Raw genomic sequence first — 18,697 nt, 5'->3', positions numbered from 1 at the left:
GGAAAAGACCATACCACTATAAGTTTTTAGTTAAAGCCTGTAAGCTTTTATAAATGTAAGGTTTTTAGATGATACTTCTTATCAGTACATCTACATCAATCCAAACGTTCGCAATACCGCCGCTCCAATCGCCATCCCAAACAATCCCACCACCGTCGTGAATGCCAAGATATTTGCCGCTAAGATATCATTACCACCCATCGCTTTGACCATCACATAGCTCGCTGCTGCAGTTGGCGATGCGACCATCAGAAACAACACCCCCATGTGCACGCCCGTCAAACCAAAAGCTAAACCGATAGCGATAGCGAGTAGAGGCGCGATCACGATGCGACCGATACTCGCCTGCATCGACAAACCTGAAAGACTAAGCATCGCTTTTAGGTTGATACTCGCGCCCGCACAAAGTAGCGCGAGCGGCAACGCCACTGCTGCGAGTAAATCACCGGTATGATGAATGACTAAAGGTACAGGCGGTAGCGGCAAAGCCTTATAAATAAAAGCGGCTAGTAGCGCTAAAATAAGCGGATTAGTAAATACCTTTTTTATCACCATCAAGCTGCGGCTCAGGCGGGTATCATCTAAGCTTTTGGAGACGCGGCTGAGAGTAATGACCGCTAAGATATTAAACAAGATAGTCACGATGCCCATATAGACCGCGCCGATACTCAGGCCTATCTCGCCATAAGCGTTGGCAACGGTTGCAAGGCCAATAATCGCCATGTTGCTGCGAAAGATACCTTGGACAAACACGCCTTGATCGGCACTATCCGTGATAAAGCGCTTGGCATAAATCTCGCTGCCAAAAAATAAAATAAAGGTGACGACAATTCCTGCCGTTATCAATGTAATTTGTTTAGCATAATCAACCTCGCTATCGACCACACTAAAAAATAGTAAAGCTGGCAAGCAGTAATTAAAAACAAAATAAGAGGCTTGATCGATAAACGCTTGGCTGACTTGTCCGCGTTTTTTCATAAAAAAACCCAACCCCATTAAGAAGAGGTTGGGCAATACGATGGTAATAGCAAAAATAACCGCAGCGATCATAAATGACTCACGTCAATAAAACTTAAGGATAAAACCTATGACTCCAATGCCGACTTAGCTTTTTTCTGCTTTTTAACTGTCATCGCCAGCAACTGGATGGCAGCAGGTGTAACCCCACTAATACGTCCTGCTTGTGCTAGCGTGGCAGGACGGACTTTGCTAAGTTTCTGTACAATCTCATTCGACAGCCCAGAGACAATATTGTAATCAAAATCGAGTGGTAGCGCGGTATTCTCTAAGCGCTTCATCTGTGCGATATCTTCTTGCTGACGATCGATATAACCGGCGTATTTGACCGAGATTTCAATCTGCTCCCCGACTTGCGTATCGACTTTTGAATCGGTAATAGCCGCGATATCAGCGAAGTTAATTTGTGGGCGCTTTAGTAAGTCATAAGCGGTTGCTTCTTTAGATAACACTTCCCCGGTTTGCGCGGCGACTTGCTTACCTAAATCATTAACAGGGGTCGCCCACATGTCTTTAAGACGCGCGGACTCAGTAGCGATGGCTTCCATTTTCGCTTGATAAGCCTCCCAGCGCTCATCTTCGACTAAGCCTAATTTGCGCCCCGTTTCCGTCAAACGCTGATCAGCATTATCTTCACGTAGTAAAAGACGATACTCAGCGCGGCTAGTAAACATCCGATACGGCTCAGTGGTGCCATGAGTAATCAAATCATCGACGAGCACACCCAAATAAGCCTCATCACGGCGCGGCGTCCAAGTGTCATAATCGCTATTATCCGTTGTTTCTAGTGCCGCATTCGTGCCTGCTAGTAGCCCTTGTACACCGGCCTCTTCGTAGCCTGTGGTACCATTGATTTGACCGGCGAAATAAAGCCCATCTATTGACTTAGTTTCCAGCGTCGGCTTGAGATTTTGCGGATCAAAATAATCATACTCAATGGCATAACCAGGACGAGTAATATGCGCGTTCTCAAGACCTTTCATACTATGAATAAACTCTAACTGTACATCAAACGGCAAGCTGGTTGAGATACCATTTGGATAGAGTTCATGAGTCGTGAGGCCTTCGGGCTCTATGAAAATCTGATGGCTGTCTTTATCAGCGAAGCGGTGGATTTTATCTTCAATCGACGGACAATAACGCGGGCCAACGCCTTCGATCTTACCTGAGAACATTGGCGAGCGATCCAGACTCTCACGAATGATGTCATGAGTACGCGCATTGGTATGAGTAATATAACAATTGACTTGCTCAGGGTGCATGCCAACATTGCCCATATAACTCATCACCGGTAGCGGCGTATCGCCCGGCTGTACGGTCATGACGCTAAAGTCCACTGAGCGCGCATCGATACGCGCAGGTGTTCCCGTCTTAAGGCGGCCAACAGGTAGCTTGAGCTCACGCAGACGATCGGCAAGCTTAATCGAGGGCTGATCCCCTGCGCGTCCACCTTTAGAATTCTCAAGGCCGATATGTATGACCCCGCCTAGGAAGGTTCCTGAGGTCAAAATAACCGTCTGGGTTTTAAAAATAATACCGGTTGAAGTCACAACAGCGGTCGCCCGACCATTCTCTACTAGAATGTCATCGGCGCCTTGCTGAAATAGATCAAGATTGGGCTGATTCTCAAGGGTATGGCGAATAGCCGCTTTATACAGAATGCGATCAGCTTGCGCTCGCGTGGCACGAACCGCTGCGCCCTTACGGCTATTTAGCACGCGAAACTGAATACCTGCTTTGTCGGTAGCGAGCGCCATAGCCCCACCTAAGGCATCTATCTCACGCACTAGGTGCGACTTACCAATACCGCCAATAGCTGGGTTACAGCTCATCTGTCCTAAGGTTTCGATATTATGCGTCAATAGCAAGGTTTGCGCACCCATACGCGCTGCTGCTAGAGCGGCTTCGGTACCCGCATGACCGCCACCGATGACTACTACGTCGTAATGTTTTGGGTATTGCATTTGAGCCTCGCTTGACTGATATCGACACCCTAGAAAAATAAGGCGTCAATATCTATCGTATTCAGTAATTAAAAATAGCTAGAGAGTTGAAATCGATGCTAATTATAACAATTTTTAGTCGGAATTAGTGAATCGCATTAATCAAACTTTATATTCTTTCCCGAGCTAAGTGGCACGATCTGATCGGAATGACCACTTACGAGCATGTGCTGACTGCCATGACCTTCTGGATTAATTTGCAAATAAGCATTCATTTGACCAATCGCTTCGCCATCATCACTTGCTAGTATTTGCTCTTTAATCAAATCGACAGGCGGTAGCGGCAGGTTCTTTAATAATGCTAGGCGCTGCTCATTGTCGCCTTTATTGACGACAATATCGATAAGCTGACGCGCATCAACTGGTAAGTCCGGGGTATTTTGAGCCAGTAAAGCCAGATGATAAGCACCCGCAGCATCTTGATCCGCAACGATACGCTGCTCGATTGCCGTATAAGTCCCCTCTGTCGCACCTCCTGCGACGCTGAGCTGGTGAATACATCTGAGTGCTGAGAAGTCTTCGTTGTTTGCCATCTCGATAATGCGCGTTGACTCATTCTTTAGATGCTCGCGTCGTTTTTCTAAAGCGGCATCTTCATAAGCTTGTGCATTCGTTTGATTAGTCATAATACCCTCTTATTGTTTATCTCGTTATGCAGCCCTATATGGGGATAAATACGGCAAAAACAATAAAGCCTGAGTCAGCAACTATTGGCTGACTCAGGCTCAAGGTATAGCGTTAAAGCTAATACTCTTATTTTATCAGTTTAGGCTATTAAGCAGCAGGGCTATTGGCTTCAACTAGCGGCTTAAGCTCGCCTGATTGGTACATTTGCAGGATAATATCTGAGCCGCCCATAAGCTCACCATCGATCCATAACTGCGGAAAAGTCGGCCAATTGGCGACTTTTGGCAAAGTAGCGCGAATCTCTGGATTTTCTAAGATATTAACAAAAGCAAACGGACGACCGATTTGGGTTAATACCTCAATAGAACGCGCGGAAAAGCCACATTGCGGAAACTGCGGAGTGCCTTTCATATAAATCAATACTTTGTTGTCTTTAATTTGATCACGAATTAATTGTTCGACATCATTGGCAGCGGTATTTGGGGTTTGCTCGCTCATAAAAGCTCCTATTGACAGGGGTTATTAAAAATATTGCTTAGCGTTATGTGCTACATGGGGTAGAGATAACTTTATTACAAGCCGTTTGACTGCAATTTATTTTTCTAGATTATCTTTGGTTAGGCATCGGATAGTTATCAGATGCTTAACTAAATACTTAAAAGACAGCCTTACTTTCAAATATAGCATTGAGCTTGTTTATAAGTTTTATTTTATAGATTTATTACTAAAACCATTTTAAAAGCTAGCGTTTAGGACTGATCAGCCATCAAGAGGACTACGGCACTTGCCATAATACCCTCTTGGCGACCGGCAAATCCCAACTTTTCGGTGGTGGTGGCTTTGACACTGATATGACCAATATCAGATTGCAGATCGCTTGCGATATTAGCCCGCATCGCTTCATTATACGGCGCAAGCTTAGGGCGCTCACACATCACGGTAATATCAGCATTACCAATCTTGTAACCGGCATCGACTATTTTGCCATACACATAACGCAGTAATACTCGTGAATCGAGTCCGGCATGCGCGCTATCGGTATCAGGGAAATGCTGACCGATATCGCCCATCGCCAGAGCGCCAAGCAGAGCATCCGCAAGTGCGTGTAGCACCACATCGCCGTCCGAATGCGCCAGCAAGCTATGGGTGTGTTCAATCGGTACGCCCGCTAGTATCACGTATTGCTGCTGCTCCCCATTATTATGAAAAGCGTGTACATCGATACCTTGCCCTATTTTTATCATAATTGTTATTTCCAGTCTTCCAAAGTGAGTTCATTATTTAAAAATGCGATGAGTGATATACAAGGTTGGGAGTTATTCAAAATTTAAAAAACAACTATTAAGTGAATCAACTGAGTTTTCAAGCGTTTAAAAGGTAAGACACGCCACTAATTTTATTTAACTGTTATAATGTGACGCCTATATTAACACAAATTATTGAGCGCTCTTTTTATGCCCGTTATGTCAACTATGCAAAATACTTCTACCGCCATGTACGAGCCTATTCACGCCCACCGTGCATTAAACCTTGCTGACATTCCAGACCCAAGTCAGGTGCGAGTGATCGTGGGTATGTCAGGCGGTGTCGACTCTTCGGTATCAGCCGTTCTCTTGCAACAAGCAGGATTTATGGTCGAGGGTCTATTTATGAAAAACTGGGAAGAGGACGACGGCACCGAGTACTGCACTGCTATGGACGATCTTGCAGACGCTCAAGCGGTCTGTGACAAAATCGGCATGAAGCTACATACCGCCAACTTTGCGATGGAATACTGGGACAGAGTTTTCGAGCATTTCTTAGCAGAATATCAAGCAGGTCGTACGCCGAATCCTGATATCTTATGTAATAAAGAGATTAAATTCAAAGCCTTTTTGGACTATGCCTTAACCTTAGGCGCTGATTATATCGCGACCGGTCACTATACGCGCCGCAGTGTCACTTACAAGAATAGCGATGGCACTGAGGTGGCGCAGCTATTACGTGGCCTTGATAATAACAAAGATCAAAGCTATTTCTTGCATGCGGTTGGCGGTGACAAGATTGCCAAGACTTTATTCCCGGTCGGCGAGTTAGAGAAGCCAGTAGTACGCCGCATCGCTGAAGAGCATGATTTAGCAACTGCAAAGAAAAAAGACTCAACGGGTATCTGCTTCATTGGTGAGCGCCGCTTTAAAGACTTTTTGCAGCAGTACTTGCCGGCACAAAAAGGCGAGATCGTCACCGATGATGGTCATGTTATCGGCCAACATGATGGCTTGATGTATTACACGCTAGGTCAGCGCGGTGGTATCGGTATTGGCGGGGTGAAAGATCGCCCTGAGGAGCCTTGGTTTGTGCTAGCCAAAGACTTAAATAATAATCAACTTATCGTCGGTCAAGGTCACGAGCATCCTATGCTTATGAGCTCAGAGCTGCAAGCTTATAAAATGGACTGGGTTGATGGTCTTGCGCCAAAGGCCGTCTTTAGCGTTGATGGCCTACGTTGTATGGCAAAATCACGCTACCGTCAACCAGATCAAGCGTGCCATGTGTTTGCTATCGACGAGCAAGGCTTGCAAGTAAAAGTGGTCTTTGATGAGCCGCAGCGCGCGGTTACTCCTGGTCAATCGGCAGTATTTTATATCGATGAGGTGTGCTTGGGCGGCGGGGTGATTGAATCTATTGATGCACCGCGCTCATTAGCGTCCGACTCATAAATAATTCTGTTAGGACATTTCATGAGTTATCGTTTTTTACCTATTAGTGATTCTATAAAAACTTTAAATACGCCAATCAAATACTCTATTGCATGTATTCTAGTTTTTGCTTCGTGCCAGACCTATGCCACGCCAGCAGATTTTGGGGACTTTACACTTGATAATTCACCTAAAGGTATTGCATCCGGCAGCTATAAAACACTAACTGGTGCTACTGGGACCTATATTATCTCAGCAGGCGATAGCAAGGGTTATAGTGGTAGGACAATTGAAGTTGGAGATAATGGTGTTGAAATTAAAAATAATTCTAACTCTGGTAATGACAGAGATAAATTTACCTATACGATAACTATTACGCCAGATGACAGGACATCTATCCATACTATAGTTATTGGTCAAGCCAGCTATGCTACAGAAGGTAATTCGGAGCTTGCTCGTCAAACACTAAGTTTTACTGAAAGTACTCAGATCAATATACCTGTGCAAGCGACAGTTAGAGAAAATACCGAAGTTGACTACTTTTTCGGTGCCATGGGTGATTACTTTATGGGTAAAAAACTGGCAGGAAATAGCTTTAGTTCTAATAATAAAATAATTCGACCACAATTGCGTGTTGATAGCTCAAGTGACAAGAACAACCTCTACTATTATAGCCTGACAGCTTTGAATGGTACTGGCAATAGTAGCTCGTTTACACCTACTACCAATGCTAATGGACAAGTATCTTTTGCATCTGGTCGAAAAAGAGGTATCTTGCCCCCTACTCCTACCTTTAAAAACATTTTAAAAGAGAGCTCCACCAACCCTAATAATCAAACCTCATACTCTGCTCTCAATACCAGCACCGTTATTCCTAATAATGGTAGCTATGTCAGCTATGGGGTTGAAAACGTCACAAGCAATTATGTGATTGCTGTTAGAAATGCTGAATCAGTTACATTGACCTACGAAGGCATTATGCAAGGCAATAGTGCACTTGAGGCTGACGTGGTGGGTGAAACTTATAATGAGTGGATCAGCTTTGGGGTAGAGAGTGTAGCGGTAAATTATATCTTTTCAGGTACGGTTTTTAATGATAATGGTGGTATTGACGATCAGTTTGCAAAAGACAACCCCGATACAATAGGCGGTATCTATAACAACGAGCAGTATTTTAATGGTACTTTTGATAGCAATGAGTCAGGTATCGCTGGCAGTACAGTTAGCTTAGCAAGTAATTGTAATAGCCCCAACCCTAACATTATTGCTACTCAAACGATAACGGCAGCTAACGGCAAGTATAATTTTAAGGTTCCCATTAGCTCTATCAATCCTACCAATTCAATCTGCATCATTGAAGGTAATAATACTGATTACCCTATTCGTACGATGAGCGCTAAAAATCCGATTTCTTTTATCGATAATAAATACCTTTACCAAGATATTAATTTTGGCAGAGTTATTGCTGCTAATAAAGCTTTAGTACTCGAAAAAGAACAAGCCGTTAATGATTGCAGTATCACAACGCTACTGCCTTCTGCCCAAAACAACCTCAGTTATAGCAAAATAGAGTTGCGAGATGTAGATCCTGGACAATGCATCGCTTATAGAATCACTGCGACAAACCGAGCTAACCTAGCTATCAGTAACTTTGTAATGAGAGATAAGCTGCAAGTAGCTGGCGAGAAAAACGCTACTGTCACATCAATATTGGTAGAACCGAGGTTTAATGCCACTGACTATGCTAGCGATAGTATCGCGATTGGCGAAAACGGTCCTGTCATTACCAATTCATTTTCGATAGCACCAACAATGCAAAAAGTTTTCTATTTCAATACCAAATATGGCGATAGTCAGTCACCTCCTTAGAAGCCTTCCTCAATATAATTATACCCGCTTAACTGGGCACTTTTGAATAAGCAAAAATCGCGCCGACATTTTTGCTGTTTCAGGTTATAATTGGCGCACGAAATTTATGATGTCTTTTGATTTATTTTTTAAAGTTTATGCTTCCACAATTTAAGGCAATGTTATGACTCCACTTACCGCACTCTCCCCAATCGACGGTCGTTACGCGTCAAAAGCTGATAGCTTACGTCCTTACCTATCTGAGTTCGGTCTCATTAAAGCCCGTGTCACCGTTGAGATTCGTTGGCTACAATCCTTAGCGGATAATGGTGCGATTACAGAATTAGCAGCATTTGACGATGAGACTAATGATTTTTTGAACAGTATTGTTGATAATTTTAGTGAAAGCGACGCGCAAGCGATCAAAGATATCGAAGCGACGACCAACCATGATGTCAAAGCAGTTGAGTACTTTATTAAAGATAAGTTTCGCGGCAATCAGCAGTTAGAAGATAGCCTAGAGTTCATTCATTTTGCCTGTACCAGTGAAGATATCAACAATCTATCATATGCATTAATGCTAAAAGACAGCCGTGAATTGGTTGTCGCTAAAATGCAGCAAGTAACCGATAGCATCGTTGATTTAGCGATTACTCATGCCGATCAGCCGATGTTGTCACGTACCCATGGTCAAACTGCCAGCCCAACCACGCTTGGTAAAGAGATGGCAAACGTCGCTTATCGCTTGGCGCGGCAAATCAAACAAATCGGTGAAGTTGAACTGTTGGGCAAAATCAATGGTGCAGTCGGTAACTATAACGCTCACTTCTCAGCTTATCCTGAGGTGGATTGGCAGACCCATGCTGAGCAGTTCATCAATCAGCGCTTAGAGCTGACCTTTAATCCTTATACTACGCAGATTGAACCTCATGATTATATTGCCGAGCTGTTCGACGTGGTTAAACGCTTCAATACGATTTTGATCGATTTTAACCGTGATATTTGGCAGTACATTAGCTTAGGCTATTTTAAGCAGCGTCTAAAAGACGGCGAAGTAGGATCATCTACCATGCCGCATAAAGTTAACCCTATCGACTTTGAAAACTCAGAAGGTAACTTAGGCGTCGCCAATGCAACCCTTGCGCATCTAGGTGAGAAGCTGCCAATTTCACGTATGCAGCGCGACTTGTCAGATTCTACGGTACTGCGTAATATCGGTGTCGGCCTTGCGCAAAGTATGATTGCTTATGATGCTTGCCTCAAGGGTGTAGGGAAATTAGAAGTCAATCCTCAGCGTTTAAATGATGATTTGCAGCAAGCGCAAGAAGTACTCGCAGAGCCTATCCAAACCGTGATGCGCCGCTATCGCGTTGAGAACCCTTACGAAAAATTAAAAGCTTTAACTCGTGGTAATGCGATGACCCGTGAAGCGATGCTCACCTTTGTAGAGAGCGATGAGCTGTCTGCCGTTAGTGACGCCGATAAAGAGCGCTTACGTAACCTAACGCCTGCCACTTATACCGGTAATGCTGCAGAACAAGCACGCTCTATCAATGACTGGATTGCTAAGCTGTAGTTTATGATTTAATTTAATCATGATTTTACTGCCAAAGCCCATGCTTGCTAGCACTGTTCTAGTATTGATTACCATAGTGCTGGCGAGTATTGAGCCACTGGCATGGTCGAGTTACCTGCTCCACCAAGCCGGTACTTTGCTGTTTATAGCTGTGATGCTATTTTTGTATCGTCACTGGCATCTCAGTAACAGCGCTTATGTACAAGCGATGATGTTTTTAATCATTCATATTATTGGGGCGCGTTATCTATATTCGTACGTGCCTTATGATGAGTGGACGCAGTGGCTATTTGGAATATCGTTAAATGATATATTTGGCTGGCAGCGCAATATGTATGACAGACTTGTACATTTTAGCTATGGGCTGCTATTATTTGCGGCGATGTATGACAGTTTGGAACATATTTTTAAAGTTAAATCAGTAAAAGCACTGATTGCCATCACCTTAATGCTTAACATGTCAACTAGCTTACTTTACGAGTTGTTTGAATGGAGCCTTGCGATGACGATGTCACCCGAAGCGGCCGAAGCCTACAACGGTCAACAAGGCGATATGTGGGACGCCCATAAGGATATGGCTTTGGCACTCTTCGGCGGGCTAATAGCGGCAGGAGGTTCTGTCCTAAATGCTCGACACCCGCAAATAACGGCTAAGTAAGCGCGAATTAATCGTCTTTTTTATCATCATCACTATCGCCTGGTATAATGGCTTTACCGACAGCGACTGTGCCTTTGACAACCCCTTTGGTGGTTTTATAGGCGACTTTAGCCGGTACAGTAACAATTTTGTGTACACAAGCTTGTAGGACAAACACGCTTGCGATAATAACGATAAAATGCAGTTTTTTCATGATATTCCTATGGATTGAAAGGCTTTTATTAAAAGCGTTGATAGCATCAGTATGAGCAATCAGCTAGGCGATAATCATAAACTATAAAACCCCTTCTATAAACCCATCCTCATTATTAATCTTATCCCTATTTTAGATATGGACTAGCTATGACTTTTATTCCGCTTTGTTTACCCGACACTATGACGCCTGAGCAGTTTTTGAGCGAATACTGGCAAAAAAAGCCATTACTCATCAAGCAAGGTCTGCCGCAACTGATAGATATGTTTGAGCCTGACGATATGCTCGGCCTAGCGTTAGACGAAGAGTCTTCGGCGCGTCTACTGACCCAAGCGCCAACCAAGCCAGCTGATAAGCCGCAGTGGCAGCTTAAAAAAAGCCCTTTAAGCGAAACCGATTTTGATAATTTGCCAGCGCAGTGGACTGTACTCGTTCAGAATATGGAACAATGGTCTCCTGAACTTGGGCAGTTATGGCAAGCGTTTGACTTTATACCTCAGTGGCAACGCGACGATATTATGGTCTCTTACGCGCCCAAAGGCGGCTCTGTCGGCAAACACTACGACGACTACGATGTGTTTTTGGCACAAGGCTACGGGTCTCGTCGTTGGCAGCTGGGTAAATACTGTGATAAGAACACGGAGTTTGTCAAAGACGAGCCGATAAGACTATTTGATGACATGGGTGAGATTATCTTCGATGAGGTGCTACAAGCAGGAGATGTCTTATATGTACCGCCCAAGCTCTCGCATTTCGGCGTGGCCCAAGATGATTGCCTAACCTTCTCTTTTGGCTGCCGTCGCCCTAATTTGATGCAAATTATCGACAGCCTAGCAGATATCGCCACTAACGATAGTGATTTATTTATTCCGCTGCTATTACCACAAACGCGGCAACCCTCTGGTGAGCTGCAAGCGGAGAGTATCAGTGCGATCAAAGATCAGTTATTGCAACTGCTAGAGTCTGCGCGCGGCGATGATATCATTGGTCAAGCGGTAAGCGAGGTCGTCAGCAAGCGCCAATATGATGCACTCGTTCCAGAAGAGACGCTAGATACTGATGAGCTGATGCAAGCCCTAGCGGAAGGCGCGACCCTACAAGCTGATTATAGTAATCGGCTGCTCTATCATAAAAGCGCCGATGGATTAAGCTTATACGCCAACGGTCAACGCCTTGATGGTCTCGATACTATTGCAATACAAATACTGCAGCGATTAGCAGATGGTGAAGCTTTGCAAGCGGATGATGTCGCAGACATTGAGCCTGATGACTTAATGGAATGGTTAGAGAACGGCTGGGTGTGGGTGAATGTTGCTGATAATTTTTGAATATATCAGCAGTGACTTGTATGACTAAAAGACCATTTACTGAAGTAAATCTATTGGATGAGTTACAGTCTCAGCGAATCAGATAGATATGTTACACTCAGTCACTAAAGTTATGCAGTTATACCGTGTACATGTCTTTAGGCTTGAATCATACTCATTAAGTATACTTATAAATATGAAACAAAACCAATAGGAGCACCTTATGTCAAATCGCGATAAAACTGATGCAACTACCAAAATGGCACCTAATGATATTAATCAAGATGGTCTTGCTGAAAAAGATCAACAGCGTACTGACGATTCAGCTCTCGATATGATGCAAGGTATGCACGAGCATGAAGATCATAAAGATGAGAATGAATAAGATAGACAAATTGCCGATGATTTTTATTGTTTAGACTTTTACAGCTAACAAATATAGCTATTAAACAATTGGTATTAAAAAGCGCTTATCATGACGATAGGCGCTTTTTAGTGAATAAATACTTTGTTCTATGCTCTGTGCTCTATAACGGTGTGATGGGATTTATAAAGCAGGCGGACGTCGCTCAGGCAGTCGGTCCAAAGCTTGGTTATACATAAATGCCGCCGCTAAGACGATAACGATAGGAACGATAAAAGCAGCATAATCGACTTTAGCAAATAAAAAAGCCCCTACTACGCCGCCGCCACAAAAGCAGTACCAAATGATGGCCTGAAAACCTAAAGTTGGCTTACTAATAGCGCGTCCCGCCAGCCAATTGCCAATAGCAGCGCCCATATCTGAGGTCAGTCCTGTTAAGTGCGTCGTACGAATCACCGCGCCACTATAAGTCGCTACCATGGCATTTTGTAATCCGCAAGCCATTGCCGCGGTTAGCTGACCTAGATAAGCGTGCTGCTGATAGAGCCAATAGCTCGCTATTAAGAGTAGCGCTTCTAAATATAGTGCGCGTCCATAACGCCGGCCTAATTTTAAGGAGTTTTGTCCGATAATAAAGCCGCTTAATACCGCGCCTATCAAAAAAGCGATCAAAGAAGCGCCAATAAACAATACACTAGGACCATCAAAATGTGCGATGGCCGCCGAGAATAAACTCACATTACCCGTGACGTGCGATACAGATAAATTAGTAAAGCCCATGAGCGCCACACTATTGACGCTGCCAGCACTAAAAGCTAGTACTGCCCCGCCCCAGAGTATCCATTTTGGTAGTTTGGTTATCATAGCTCTCGCCTACGCGCTGATTCAAAACAGCTCATCATACACTAAAACTAACTCATAAAAAAAGACAGCCTAATGGCTGCCTCAATATTAGAATAATAACTAGGGCATGTCTTCAATTGGATAAGCCATAAATAATAGTTACAATACCGCATCTATTGAGTCGATGCGAGAAATACAAGCTATGGCAAGAAAAGCATTAACAGATACGCTTTGGGATCAATTGCAATCGACGATGATAAAGTACGGCTGCTATCAAACTCAAAACAGCCGAGAGATTATGGAAGCCATACTGTGGAAACTCCGTACAGGCGCGCCTTGGCGTGACATACCTGAAGAATTATGTTCGTGGAAAACAGCCTATAGTCGTTTCAACCGCTGGTCGAAAACTGGCTTATGGGCGGATTTTTTTTTAGCTTACGAAAAGAAATTGATACGGAATGGGTATTCACAGACGGAAGCTATGTTCGCTGTCATCAGCATGCAAGTGGAGCTCGGCGTGGTGAAGATAGAGCAATTGGACGAAGCCGTGGCGGCGCAACTACAAAGATACACCTATCCTGTGATGCCGATGGATATCCGCTCCATTTTAAAATCACTGGGGGTGACGTCCACGACAGTCAAGTTGCAGGTGAATTGATTGACATGATTGGACAGGCTGATTACTTTATCGCTGATAAGGGCTATGATTCACAAGCGATCAGGGATAAAGCTTGCATGCATGACATGATTCCTATAATTCCCAAAAGAAGCAATGCTAAAGCACCTAATCCAGAATTTGATAGCTACTTATACAAGCTGCGTCATTTAGTAGAGAATATGTTTGCAAGGCTTAAACACTTTCGTAGTATCGCCACTCGCTATGAGAAGTTAGCTCGTAATTTTAAGTCAATGCTTTATCTGGCGTGTACTATCGTTCATTGTAAAATGAATTGAAGACACGCCCTAGTGGTTTACTTTATAAATTCACCAATCTTATTATAAATAGATATTATTTATCCGCCTCATCAAGCATCATCAATTGCTCACTAATCGCAACGGTGTTGAAACCAGCATCTACAAACATAATCTCACCGGTGATACCAGATGCCCAAGGTGATAATAAAAATAGCGCGGCGTTACCGACTTCCATTTGGCTAATATTGCGCTGTAGTGGCGCTATTTTTTCGCTAATATCGAGCATTTTGCGAAAGGACTTGATACCACTAGCGGCGAGCGTACGGATAGGCCCTGCTGAGATGGCATTGACCCGAATCCCTTCACCGCCCATAGAGGTTGCTAAGTAGCGCACGCTCGCCTCTAAGCTTGCTTTTGCCATGCCCATAACATTGTAATTTGGCAGTACTGAGATGCTGCCTTCATAGGTTAGCGTCAGCATAGAGCCGTGACGCATCGCTAACAATTCGCGAGCTTGTTTGGCTAAAGCGACAAAGCTATAGCTTGAGATGTCATGAGCGATATGGCTGCCCTCACGGGTGGTGGCACTGACAAAATCGCCGTCTAATTGCTCCATAGGGGCAAAGCCGATAGCATGCACCACCCCATCGATGCCATCACCCCAATGCGCCGTGACTTGCTCAAAGCAAGCAGCGATAGAAGCATCAGAGGCGACATCACATTCAAGGACTAAGTCTGCTTCAAACTTCTCTGCAGCCATATCGACGCGTTTTTTGATTTTGTCATTGGGGTAAGTCAGAATTAATGAGGCACCTTCGCGGTGTAATGCTTCAGCGATAGCCCAAGCAATAGAGAGTTTGCTGGCGATACCAGTGACGACAAAACGTTGTCCTTGAAGTAACATAATAGGTCCTTATAAAGCAGTTATAATTATCTAAATCTACGGGTTCTTATTATACACGAATCAATTTAAGTAAACAGTCGTAAACTAAAATACTACTAGCGTAATTGACAGCGGTATGAAGTTGCTTTGATTTCAAGTATAATCACAACCCTTCCAAGCTTGCACATTCTTTATAAATCCTTAGCAGTCCAAGATAACTCTTTTGGGTGCAAAAGGCTTTAGCGTTAAGCGATACCCACATTTTGGATGGCTGTCAAAATTATGAGTAATGACTCAACTCTAGCATCAAACTATCAAGAAACCATCGAATCTTATCGTCAACTGATAGGATCAACCGGTGAAGACCTAGAACGTCCGGGCTTACAAGATACGCCTATGCGGGCGGCAAAGGCTTTTGCTCATCTGACCCAAGGCTATCATCAAAATCTAAGCGATATCGTCAATGATGCGGTATTTCCATCGAGTAATCGTGAGCTGGTGTTGGTTCAGAATATAGAGTTTTATTCTCTGTGTGAGCACCATATGCTACCCTTTCATGGTGTTGCGCATATTGGCTACTTACCTAACGGCCAAGTCTTAGGACTATCAAAATTTGCTCGGATTGTGGATGTGTTTGCGCGGCGCCTGCAAATTCAAGAAAACCTCAGCGAGCAAGTGGCGCAGGCCATTATGGATGTGACTGGCTGCCGCGGGGTGGCAGTGGTAATGGATGCCTCGCATATGTGTATGATGATGCGCGGCGTTAATAAGCAGCACTCTACCACTCGTAGTACAGCTATGCTTGGCGAATATGTCCATGATAACCAAGCGCGCAATGAGTTTTTGAATGCTCTGCCTACCCGTCAAGCGGCGTTTTAGAGCTTCTTAAATGGTTAGATAGATAACCAACACAAAATACGAACTCAATAAAAAGGACGCTCAAGTGCGTCCTTTTTATTGACATATGATTTTAGAGCTTAACTTGCCACTCTTACTTCATCTACCCACTTACCATACCCTTCTGCTTCCATATCCGCTAAAGGAATAAAACGCATCGCTGCTGAATTCATGCAGTAGCGTTTGCCCGTTGGCGCAGGACCATCATTAAATACGTGACCAACGTGTGAGTCGGCATAACGACTACGGATCTCGGTACGCGTTGAGAAAAACCCTTTGTCTTCTTTTTCAACGACCATCTCAGGATTCAACGGCCTTGTAAAGCTCGGCCAACCGGTACCAGATTTGAATTGATCGCGAGAAGAGTACAAAGGCTCTCCTGATATCACATCGACGTATAATCCTGGCTCTTTATTATCCCAATATTCATTGTTAAAAGCACGCTCAGTCCCGTCTTCTTGCGTGACTTTATATTGGATATCGCTTAAAGACTGCTTCAGCTCTTCTTTACTGGGCTTTACGAATGACGCAGGGTCAAAGCCTGAGCTTGCCGCTGTCGTGGAGCTGATTTGCTGTGTGTTATTCATAGTAACCTCGGCGTCTTTAGGCTTAAACTGACTAAAGTCTAGCTCGTAATCCTTACCATAGACACTCTCAATAAACTGATAGCGCCCTGAGTTGAAGGTATAAGCCTTATAACGTAGTGGATTCTTTTTATAATAATCTTGATGATACTCTTCGGCAGGATAAAAAGTACTCGCAGGTACGATCTCTATCACTACTGGTTTTTCGTACACGCCAGAGGCTTGCAGATCATTTTTAGCTGCTTCTGCTATTTGCTTTTCTTTCTGGTTGTGATAGAAAATAGCTGGACGATACTGAGTACCTCTATCGACAAATTGACCTTGGTCATCAGTGGGATCAGCGATACGCCATAAGGCTTGTACGATACCATTGTAGGTTATTTTGGTAGGATCATAATAGACCTGAGCGGCCTCAGTATGGCCAGTGCCACCCGCTGACACAGCGCTATAGGTTGGGTTGTCAGTCTGGCCACCACTATAGCCCGAGACGACCTCTACTACGCCAGGGATCTTCTCATAGCCTGCCTCTACGCACCAAAAACAACCACCTGCTACCGTCGCTACTGCTAGATTTGGATCTGTAGGGGCATAAGGGTTATCAGCATTAGGGTTTTTTATGGTAGAGCTATTTTCTGTAGAGGCACAGCCTGCTACCAGAGCACTACTGGCCAATACCGCCATACTCATGACTTTAATTTGTCGTTGAAAACTCATAGAAGCTCCTAACATTTTTTGTTTGCTACTTTGTTTAAATAATATAGCCTTATTGAACTATAATAACGCTTAGGTATTACAAAAATATTCTATTCTTGTTATATATTTATTATTTATAGTTTCTAAATAGTCAATCTTTCTGGTTAACGTCTATTAAACGATCTACAAGTGTTGATTCTCAACAAAAAGAGCCTATTACCTTGCGGTGATAGACTCTAATGATACTAATAAAGAATAGGCTCAAATGGGAGCACTCATAAGATCAATCAAGCGGTTTTTTTATCTTGAGTGGCATTATTCGGCCGATCTTCACTAGCAGTTTGAATTTTTTGTAAGATCTTCTTGATACCCGCTGGTGGCATATAAGTGGGCACTGCATAAGTGTCGCTAACTTCTTTGGCGGCAGCTTTAGCTATATCGTTATAATCCGTCTTTTTCATACCTTTAACGGTAGGATCAATGCCGACTGTTTCGATCAACTGACGAACTTGCTCGATAAAATAATTAGCCAACTCTTTATCCGTTTTTGTCGCTTGGCCGCTTTTAACAATGCCTGTTTTTCGGGCTAGCTTAGCCAATCTTTTCTCTGATCCTTTACGGTTGACCTCTAATACATAAGGCAGGACGATAGCGTTAGCACGACCATGAGGAATACTGTAATGCGCGCCTAATTGGTGAGCGATTGCGTGTACATAGCCCAGACCTGCTTTATTAAAGGCGATACCGCCGTAATGCGCGGCTATGCCCATCTCTTCACGAGCCTTTAAGTCTTCACCGTTTTCATAGGCGATGGGCAGATATTGCATCACCGCTTTTGCGGCAGAAGCGGCATAATAGTCTGTCTCAACGCTAGCATTAGCACTCATCCACGCCTCTAGCGCATGAGTTAAGACATCAATACCGGTGTCTGCGGTGATGTGCTTAGGCATCCCTTTCATAATGACGGGATCGATAGCCGCCGCTAATGGAATCATTCTAGGATCGATTGATAACGCTTTTTGATGAGTCTCGTTGTCCGATACCACTGCGCCAAGCGTCGCCTCTGAACCAGTTCCAGCGGTCGTCGGAATACAGTACAACGGTACGCCTTTCTTTCTGGCTTTCAAGATTCCGATGAGCTTTTGCGGCTTGCAGTTATTGCCTTGTGACATGGCGATCATCTTTGCAGCATCAATGACTGAGCCACCGCCAATAGCGATTATCGCATCGCACTTAGCATTGACCGTTTGGCTTAAACCCTCTTCTACTACTGCAAAAGTAGGGTCTGGAGTAATACCATCGTAAACTTGATAGCGGATATTGTGCTTGTCTAGATAGTCGGTGACTTTTGCTGGAATGCCAAGCTTGTTGAGTACCGAGTCGGTCACGATAAAGACGTTAGTGCCGCCTTCATTAATGACCATATCGCACAGCTCAGTACAAGCATCTTCACCGACGAATAATAAAGGTCTTGGTAGCGGAATAAGGTGCGAGAATACTTTTAGCGCTTTAGCGCGAGTTTTTGCGACGGCTAAGTAGCCAGCATGCTGCAATTTATCGTTGTTCATGAGTTTTGCAAGAGCAGAATTTGTAGCGGCCATAGAAATATCC

Annotated in this window: 18 protein-coding genes; 8 read left to right on the top strand and 10 right to left on the bottom strand. The window is 44.0% G+C overall.

Going from position 1 to position 18,697, the window contains the following annotated elements; genetic code table 11:
• Positions 1–90: 90 nt before the first annotated feature.
• The 5 genes from ACS8FD_RS08015 to ispF form a co-directional block, all read right to left on the bottom strand.
• The gene (locus tag ACS8FD_RS08015) at positions 91–1,050 is read right to left on the bottom strand and encodes an AEC family transporter (protein WP_439275312.1); all 960 of its coding nucleotides are present in this window, start codon (positions 1,048–1,050) and stop codon (positions 91–93) included.
• A gap of 35 nt (positions 1,051–1,085) precedes the next feature.
• Positions 1,086–2,981, bottom strand: a complete 1,896-nt coding sequence (gene mnmG, locus ACS8FD_RS08010; protein ID WP_439275311.1) for a tRNA uridine-5-carboxymethylaminomethyl(34) synthesis enzyme MnmG — start codon at positions 2,979–2,981, stop codon at positions 1,086–1,088.
• A 137-nt stretch (positions 2,982–3,118) separates the two neighbouring features.
• A complete protein-coding gene (locus tag ACS8FD_RS08005) occupies positions 3,119–3,646 on the bottom strand; it encodes a hypothetical protein (RefSeq protein ID WP_439275310.1) in 528 nt (175 codons plus the stop codon).
• 148 nt (positions 3,647–3,794) lie between these two features.
• Entirely contained in the window at positions 3,795–4,145 is a 351-nt protein-coding gene (gene grxD / locus ACS8FD_RS08000; RefSeq protein ID WP_439243346.1) for a Grx4 family monothiol glutaredoxin, read from the bottom strand.
• Between the two features lie 251 nt (positions 4,146–4,396).
• On the bottom strand, positions 4,397–4,891 hold the full coding sequence (gene ispF / locus ACS8FD_RS07995) for a 2-C-methyl-D-erythritol 2,4-cyclodiphosphate synthase (protein ID WP_439275309.1): 495 nt from the start codon (positions 4,889–4,891) through the stop codon (positions 4,397–4,399).
• Between the two features lie 249 nt (positions 4,892–5,140).
• Here ispF and mnmA point away from each other — a divergent pair, with 249 nt between their 5' ends.
• From mnmA to ACS8FD_RS07975, 4 genes are all read left to right on the top strand, one after another.
• Positions 5,141–6,346, top strand: a complete 1,206-nt coding sequence (gene mnmA / locus ACS8FD_RS07990; protein ID WP_439275339.1) for a tRNA 2-thiouridine(34) synthase MnmA — start codon at positions 5,141–5,143, stop codon at positions 6,344–6,346.
• 21 nt (positions 6,347–6,367) lie between these two features.
• Positions 6,368–8,194, top strand: coding sequence for a hypothetical protein (locus tag ACS8FD_RS07985; protein ID WP_439275308.1), 1,827 nt, complete (start codon positions 6,368–6,370; stop codon positions 8,192–8,194).
• Between the two features lie 163 nt (positions 8,195–8,357).
• The gene (purB, locus tag ACS8FD_RS07980) at positions 8,358–9,749 is read left to right on the top strand and encodes an adenylosuccinate lyase (RefSeq protein WP_439275307.1); all 1,392 of its coding nucleotides are present in this window, start codon (positions 8,358–8,360) and stop codon (positions 9,747–9,749) included.
• Between the two features lie 40 nt (positions 9,750–9,789).
• A complete protein-coding gene (locus tag ACS8FD_RS07975; RefSeq protein ID WP_439275306.1) occupies positions 9,790–10,407 on the top strand; it encodes a DUF2238 domain-containing protein in 618 nt (205 codons plus the stop codon).
• Between the two features lie 7 nt (positions 10,408–10,414).
• Here the strand turns inward: ACS8FD_RS07975 and ACS8FD_RS07970 are convergent, their stop codons facing one another.
• Positions 10,415–10,600 (bottom strand): NF038104 family lipoprotein, encoded by a 186-nt coding sequence (locus ACS8FD_RS07970; protein ID WP_439275305.1) that lies wholly within the window; start codon positions 10,598–10,600, stop codon positions 10,415–10,417.
• 149 nt (positions 10,601–10,749) lie between these two features.
• Between ACS8FD_RS07970 and ACS8FD_RS07965 the strand changes: the two genes are divergently transcribed.
• Entirely contained in the window at positions 10,750–11,928 is a 1,179-nt protein-coding gene (locus ACS8FD_RS07965; protein WP_439275304.1) for a JmjC domain-containing protein, read from the top strand.
• A gap of 202 nt (positions 11,929–12,130) precedes the next feature.
• Complete coding sequence (locus tag ACS8FD_RS07960) at positions 12,131–12,292, top strand: hypothetical protein (protein WP_439275303.1); 162 nt, start codon at positions 12,131–12,133, stop codon at positions 12,290–12,292.
• A 162-nt stretch (positions 12,293–12,454) separates the two neighbouring features.
• On the opposite strand, the gene ACS8FD_RS07955 is transcribed toward ACS8FD_RS07960, so the two are convergent.
• Positions 12,455–13,135, bottom strand: a complete 681-nt coding sequence (locus ACS8FD_RS07955) for a YoaK family protein (RefSeq protein ID WP_439275302.1) — start codon at positions 13,133–13,135, stop codon at positions 12,455–12,457.
• Positions 13,136–13,316: 181 nt separating this feature from the next.
• Here ACS8FD_RS07955 and ACS8FD_RS07950 point away from each other — a divergent pair.
• Positions 13,317–14,068, top strand: a protein-coding gene (locus tag ACS8FD_RS07950) for an IS5 family transposase (RefSeq protein ID WP_439275338.1) whose coding sequence is annotated in 2 segments (ribosomal slippage) — positions 13,317–13,524 and positions 13,524–14,068 — 753 coding nt in all. Because the reading frame shifts where the segments join, the coding sequence is not laid out codon by codon here.
• A gap of 55 nt (positions 14,069–14,123) precedes the next feature.
• Here the strand turns inward: ACS8FD_RS07950 and ACS8FD_RS07945 are convergent.
• Positions 14,124–14,933: an enoyl-ACP reductase FabI gene (locus ACS8FD_RS07945; protein WP_439275301.1), complete on the bottom strand. Its 810-nt coding sequence runs from the start codon at positions 14,931–14,933 to the stop codon at positions 14,124–14,126.
• Between the two features lie 261 nt (positions 14,934–15,194).
• Between ACS8FD_RS07945 and folE the strand changes: the two genes are divergently transcribed.
• Positions 15,195–15,791, top strand: coding sequence for a GTP cyclohydrolase I FolE (gene folE, locus ACS8FD_RS07940; protein WP_439275300.1), 597 nt, complete (start codon positions 15,195–15,197; stop codon positions 15,789–15,791).
• 98 nt (positions 15,792–15,889) lie between these two features.
• Here the strand turns inward: folE and msrB are convergent, their stop codons facing one another.
• Positions 15,890–17,107: a peptide-methionine (R)-S-oxide reductase MsrB gene (gene msrB, locus ACS8FD_RS07935; RefSeq protein ID WP_439275299.1), complete on the bottom strand. Its 1,218-nt coding sequence runs from the start codon at positions 17,105–17,107 to the stop codon at positions 15,890–15,892.
• Positions 17,108–17,373: 266 nt separating this feature from the next.
• Complete coding sequence (locus ACS8FD_RS07930; RefSeq protein WP_439275298.1) at positions 17,374–18,687, bottom strand: iron-containing alcohol dehydrogenase; 1,314 nt, start codon at positions 18,685–18,687, stop codon at positions 17,374–17,376.
• Positions 18,688–18,697 lie beyond the last annotated feature (10 nt).

It is taken from the genome of Psychrobacter sp. 1U2 (assembly GCF_051847575.1).
Note: the sequence above shows the minus strand (reverse complement) of the source record. Positions and strands in the feature narration are given on the sequence as shown.

Excerpts from the sequence above, each read along its gene's own strand:
- ACS8FD_RS08015 (WP_439275312.1), bottom strand. The coding sequence starts at position 1,050 with ATGATCGCTGCGGTTATTTTTGCTATTACCATCGTATTGCCCAACCTC.
- mnmG (WP_439275311.1), bottom strand. The coding sequence starts at position 2,981 with ATGCAATACCCAAAACATTACGACGTAGTAGTCATCGGTGGCGGTCAT.
- ACS8FD_RS08005 (WP_439275310.1), bottom strand. The coding sequence starts at position 3,646 with ATGACTAATCAAACGAATGCACAAGCTTATGAAGATGCCGCTTTAGAA.
- grxD (WP_439243346.1), bottom strand. The coding sequence starts at position 4,145 with ATGAGCGAGCAAACCCCAAATACCGCTGCCAATGATGTCGAACAATTA.
- ispF (WP_439275309.1), bottom strand. The coding sequence starts at position 4,891 with ATGATAAAAATAGGGCAAGGTATCGATGTACACGCTTTTCATAATAAT.
- mnmA (WP_439275339.1), top strand. The coding sequence starts at position 5,141 with ATGTACGAGCCTATTCACGCCCACCGTGCATTAAACCTTGCTGACATT.
- ACS8FD_RS07985 (WP_439275308.1), top strand. The coding sequence starts at position 6,368 with ATGAGTTATCGTTTTTTACCTATTAGTGATTCTATAAAAACTTTAAAT.
- purB (WP_439275307.1), top strand. The coding sequence starts at position 8,358 with ATGACTCCACTTACCGCACTCTCCCCAATCGACGGTCGTTACGCGTCA.
- ACS8FD_RS07975 (WP_439275306.1), top strand. The coding sequence starts at position 9,790 with ATGCTTGCTAGCACTGTTCTAGTATTGATTACCATAGTGCTGGCGAGT.
- ACS8FD_RS07970 (WP_439275305.1), bottom strand. The coding sequence starts at position 10,600 with ATGAAAAAACTGCATTTTATCGTTATTATCGCAAGCGTGTTTGTCCTA.
- ACS8FD_RS07965 (WP_439275304.1), top strand. The coding sequence starts at position 10,750 with ATGACTTTTATTCCGCTTTGTTTACCCGACACTATGACGCCTGAGCAG.
- ACS8FD_RS07960 (WP_439275303.1), top strand. The coding sequence starts at position 12,131 with ATGTCAAATCGCGATAAAACTGATGCAACTACCAAAATGGCACCTAAT.
- ACS8FD_RS07955 (WP_439275302.1), bottom strand. The coding sequence starts at position 13,135 with ATGATAACCAAACTACCAAAATGGATACTCTGGGGCGGGGCAGTACTA.
- ACS8FD_RS07945 (WP_439275301.1), bottom strand. The coding sequence starts at position 14,933 with ATGTTACTTCAAGGACAACGTTTTGTCGTCACTGGTATCGCCAGCAAA.
- folE (WP_439275300.1), top strand. The coding sequence starts at position 15,195 with ATGAGTAATGACTCAACTCTAGCATCAAACTATCAAGAAACCATCGAA.
- msrB (WP_439275299.1), bottom strand. The coding sequence starts at position 17,107 with ATGAGTTTTCAACGACAAATTAAAGTCATGAGTATGGCGGTATTGGCC.
- ACS8FD_RS07930 (WP_439275298.1), bottom strand. The coding sequence starts at position 18,687 with ATGGCCGCTACAAATTCTGCTCTTGCAAAACTCATGAACAACGATAAA.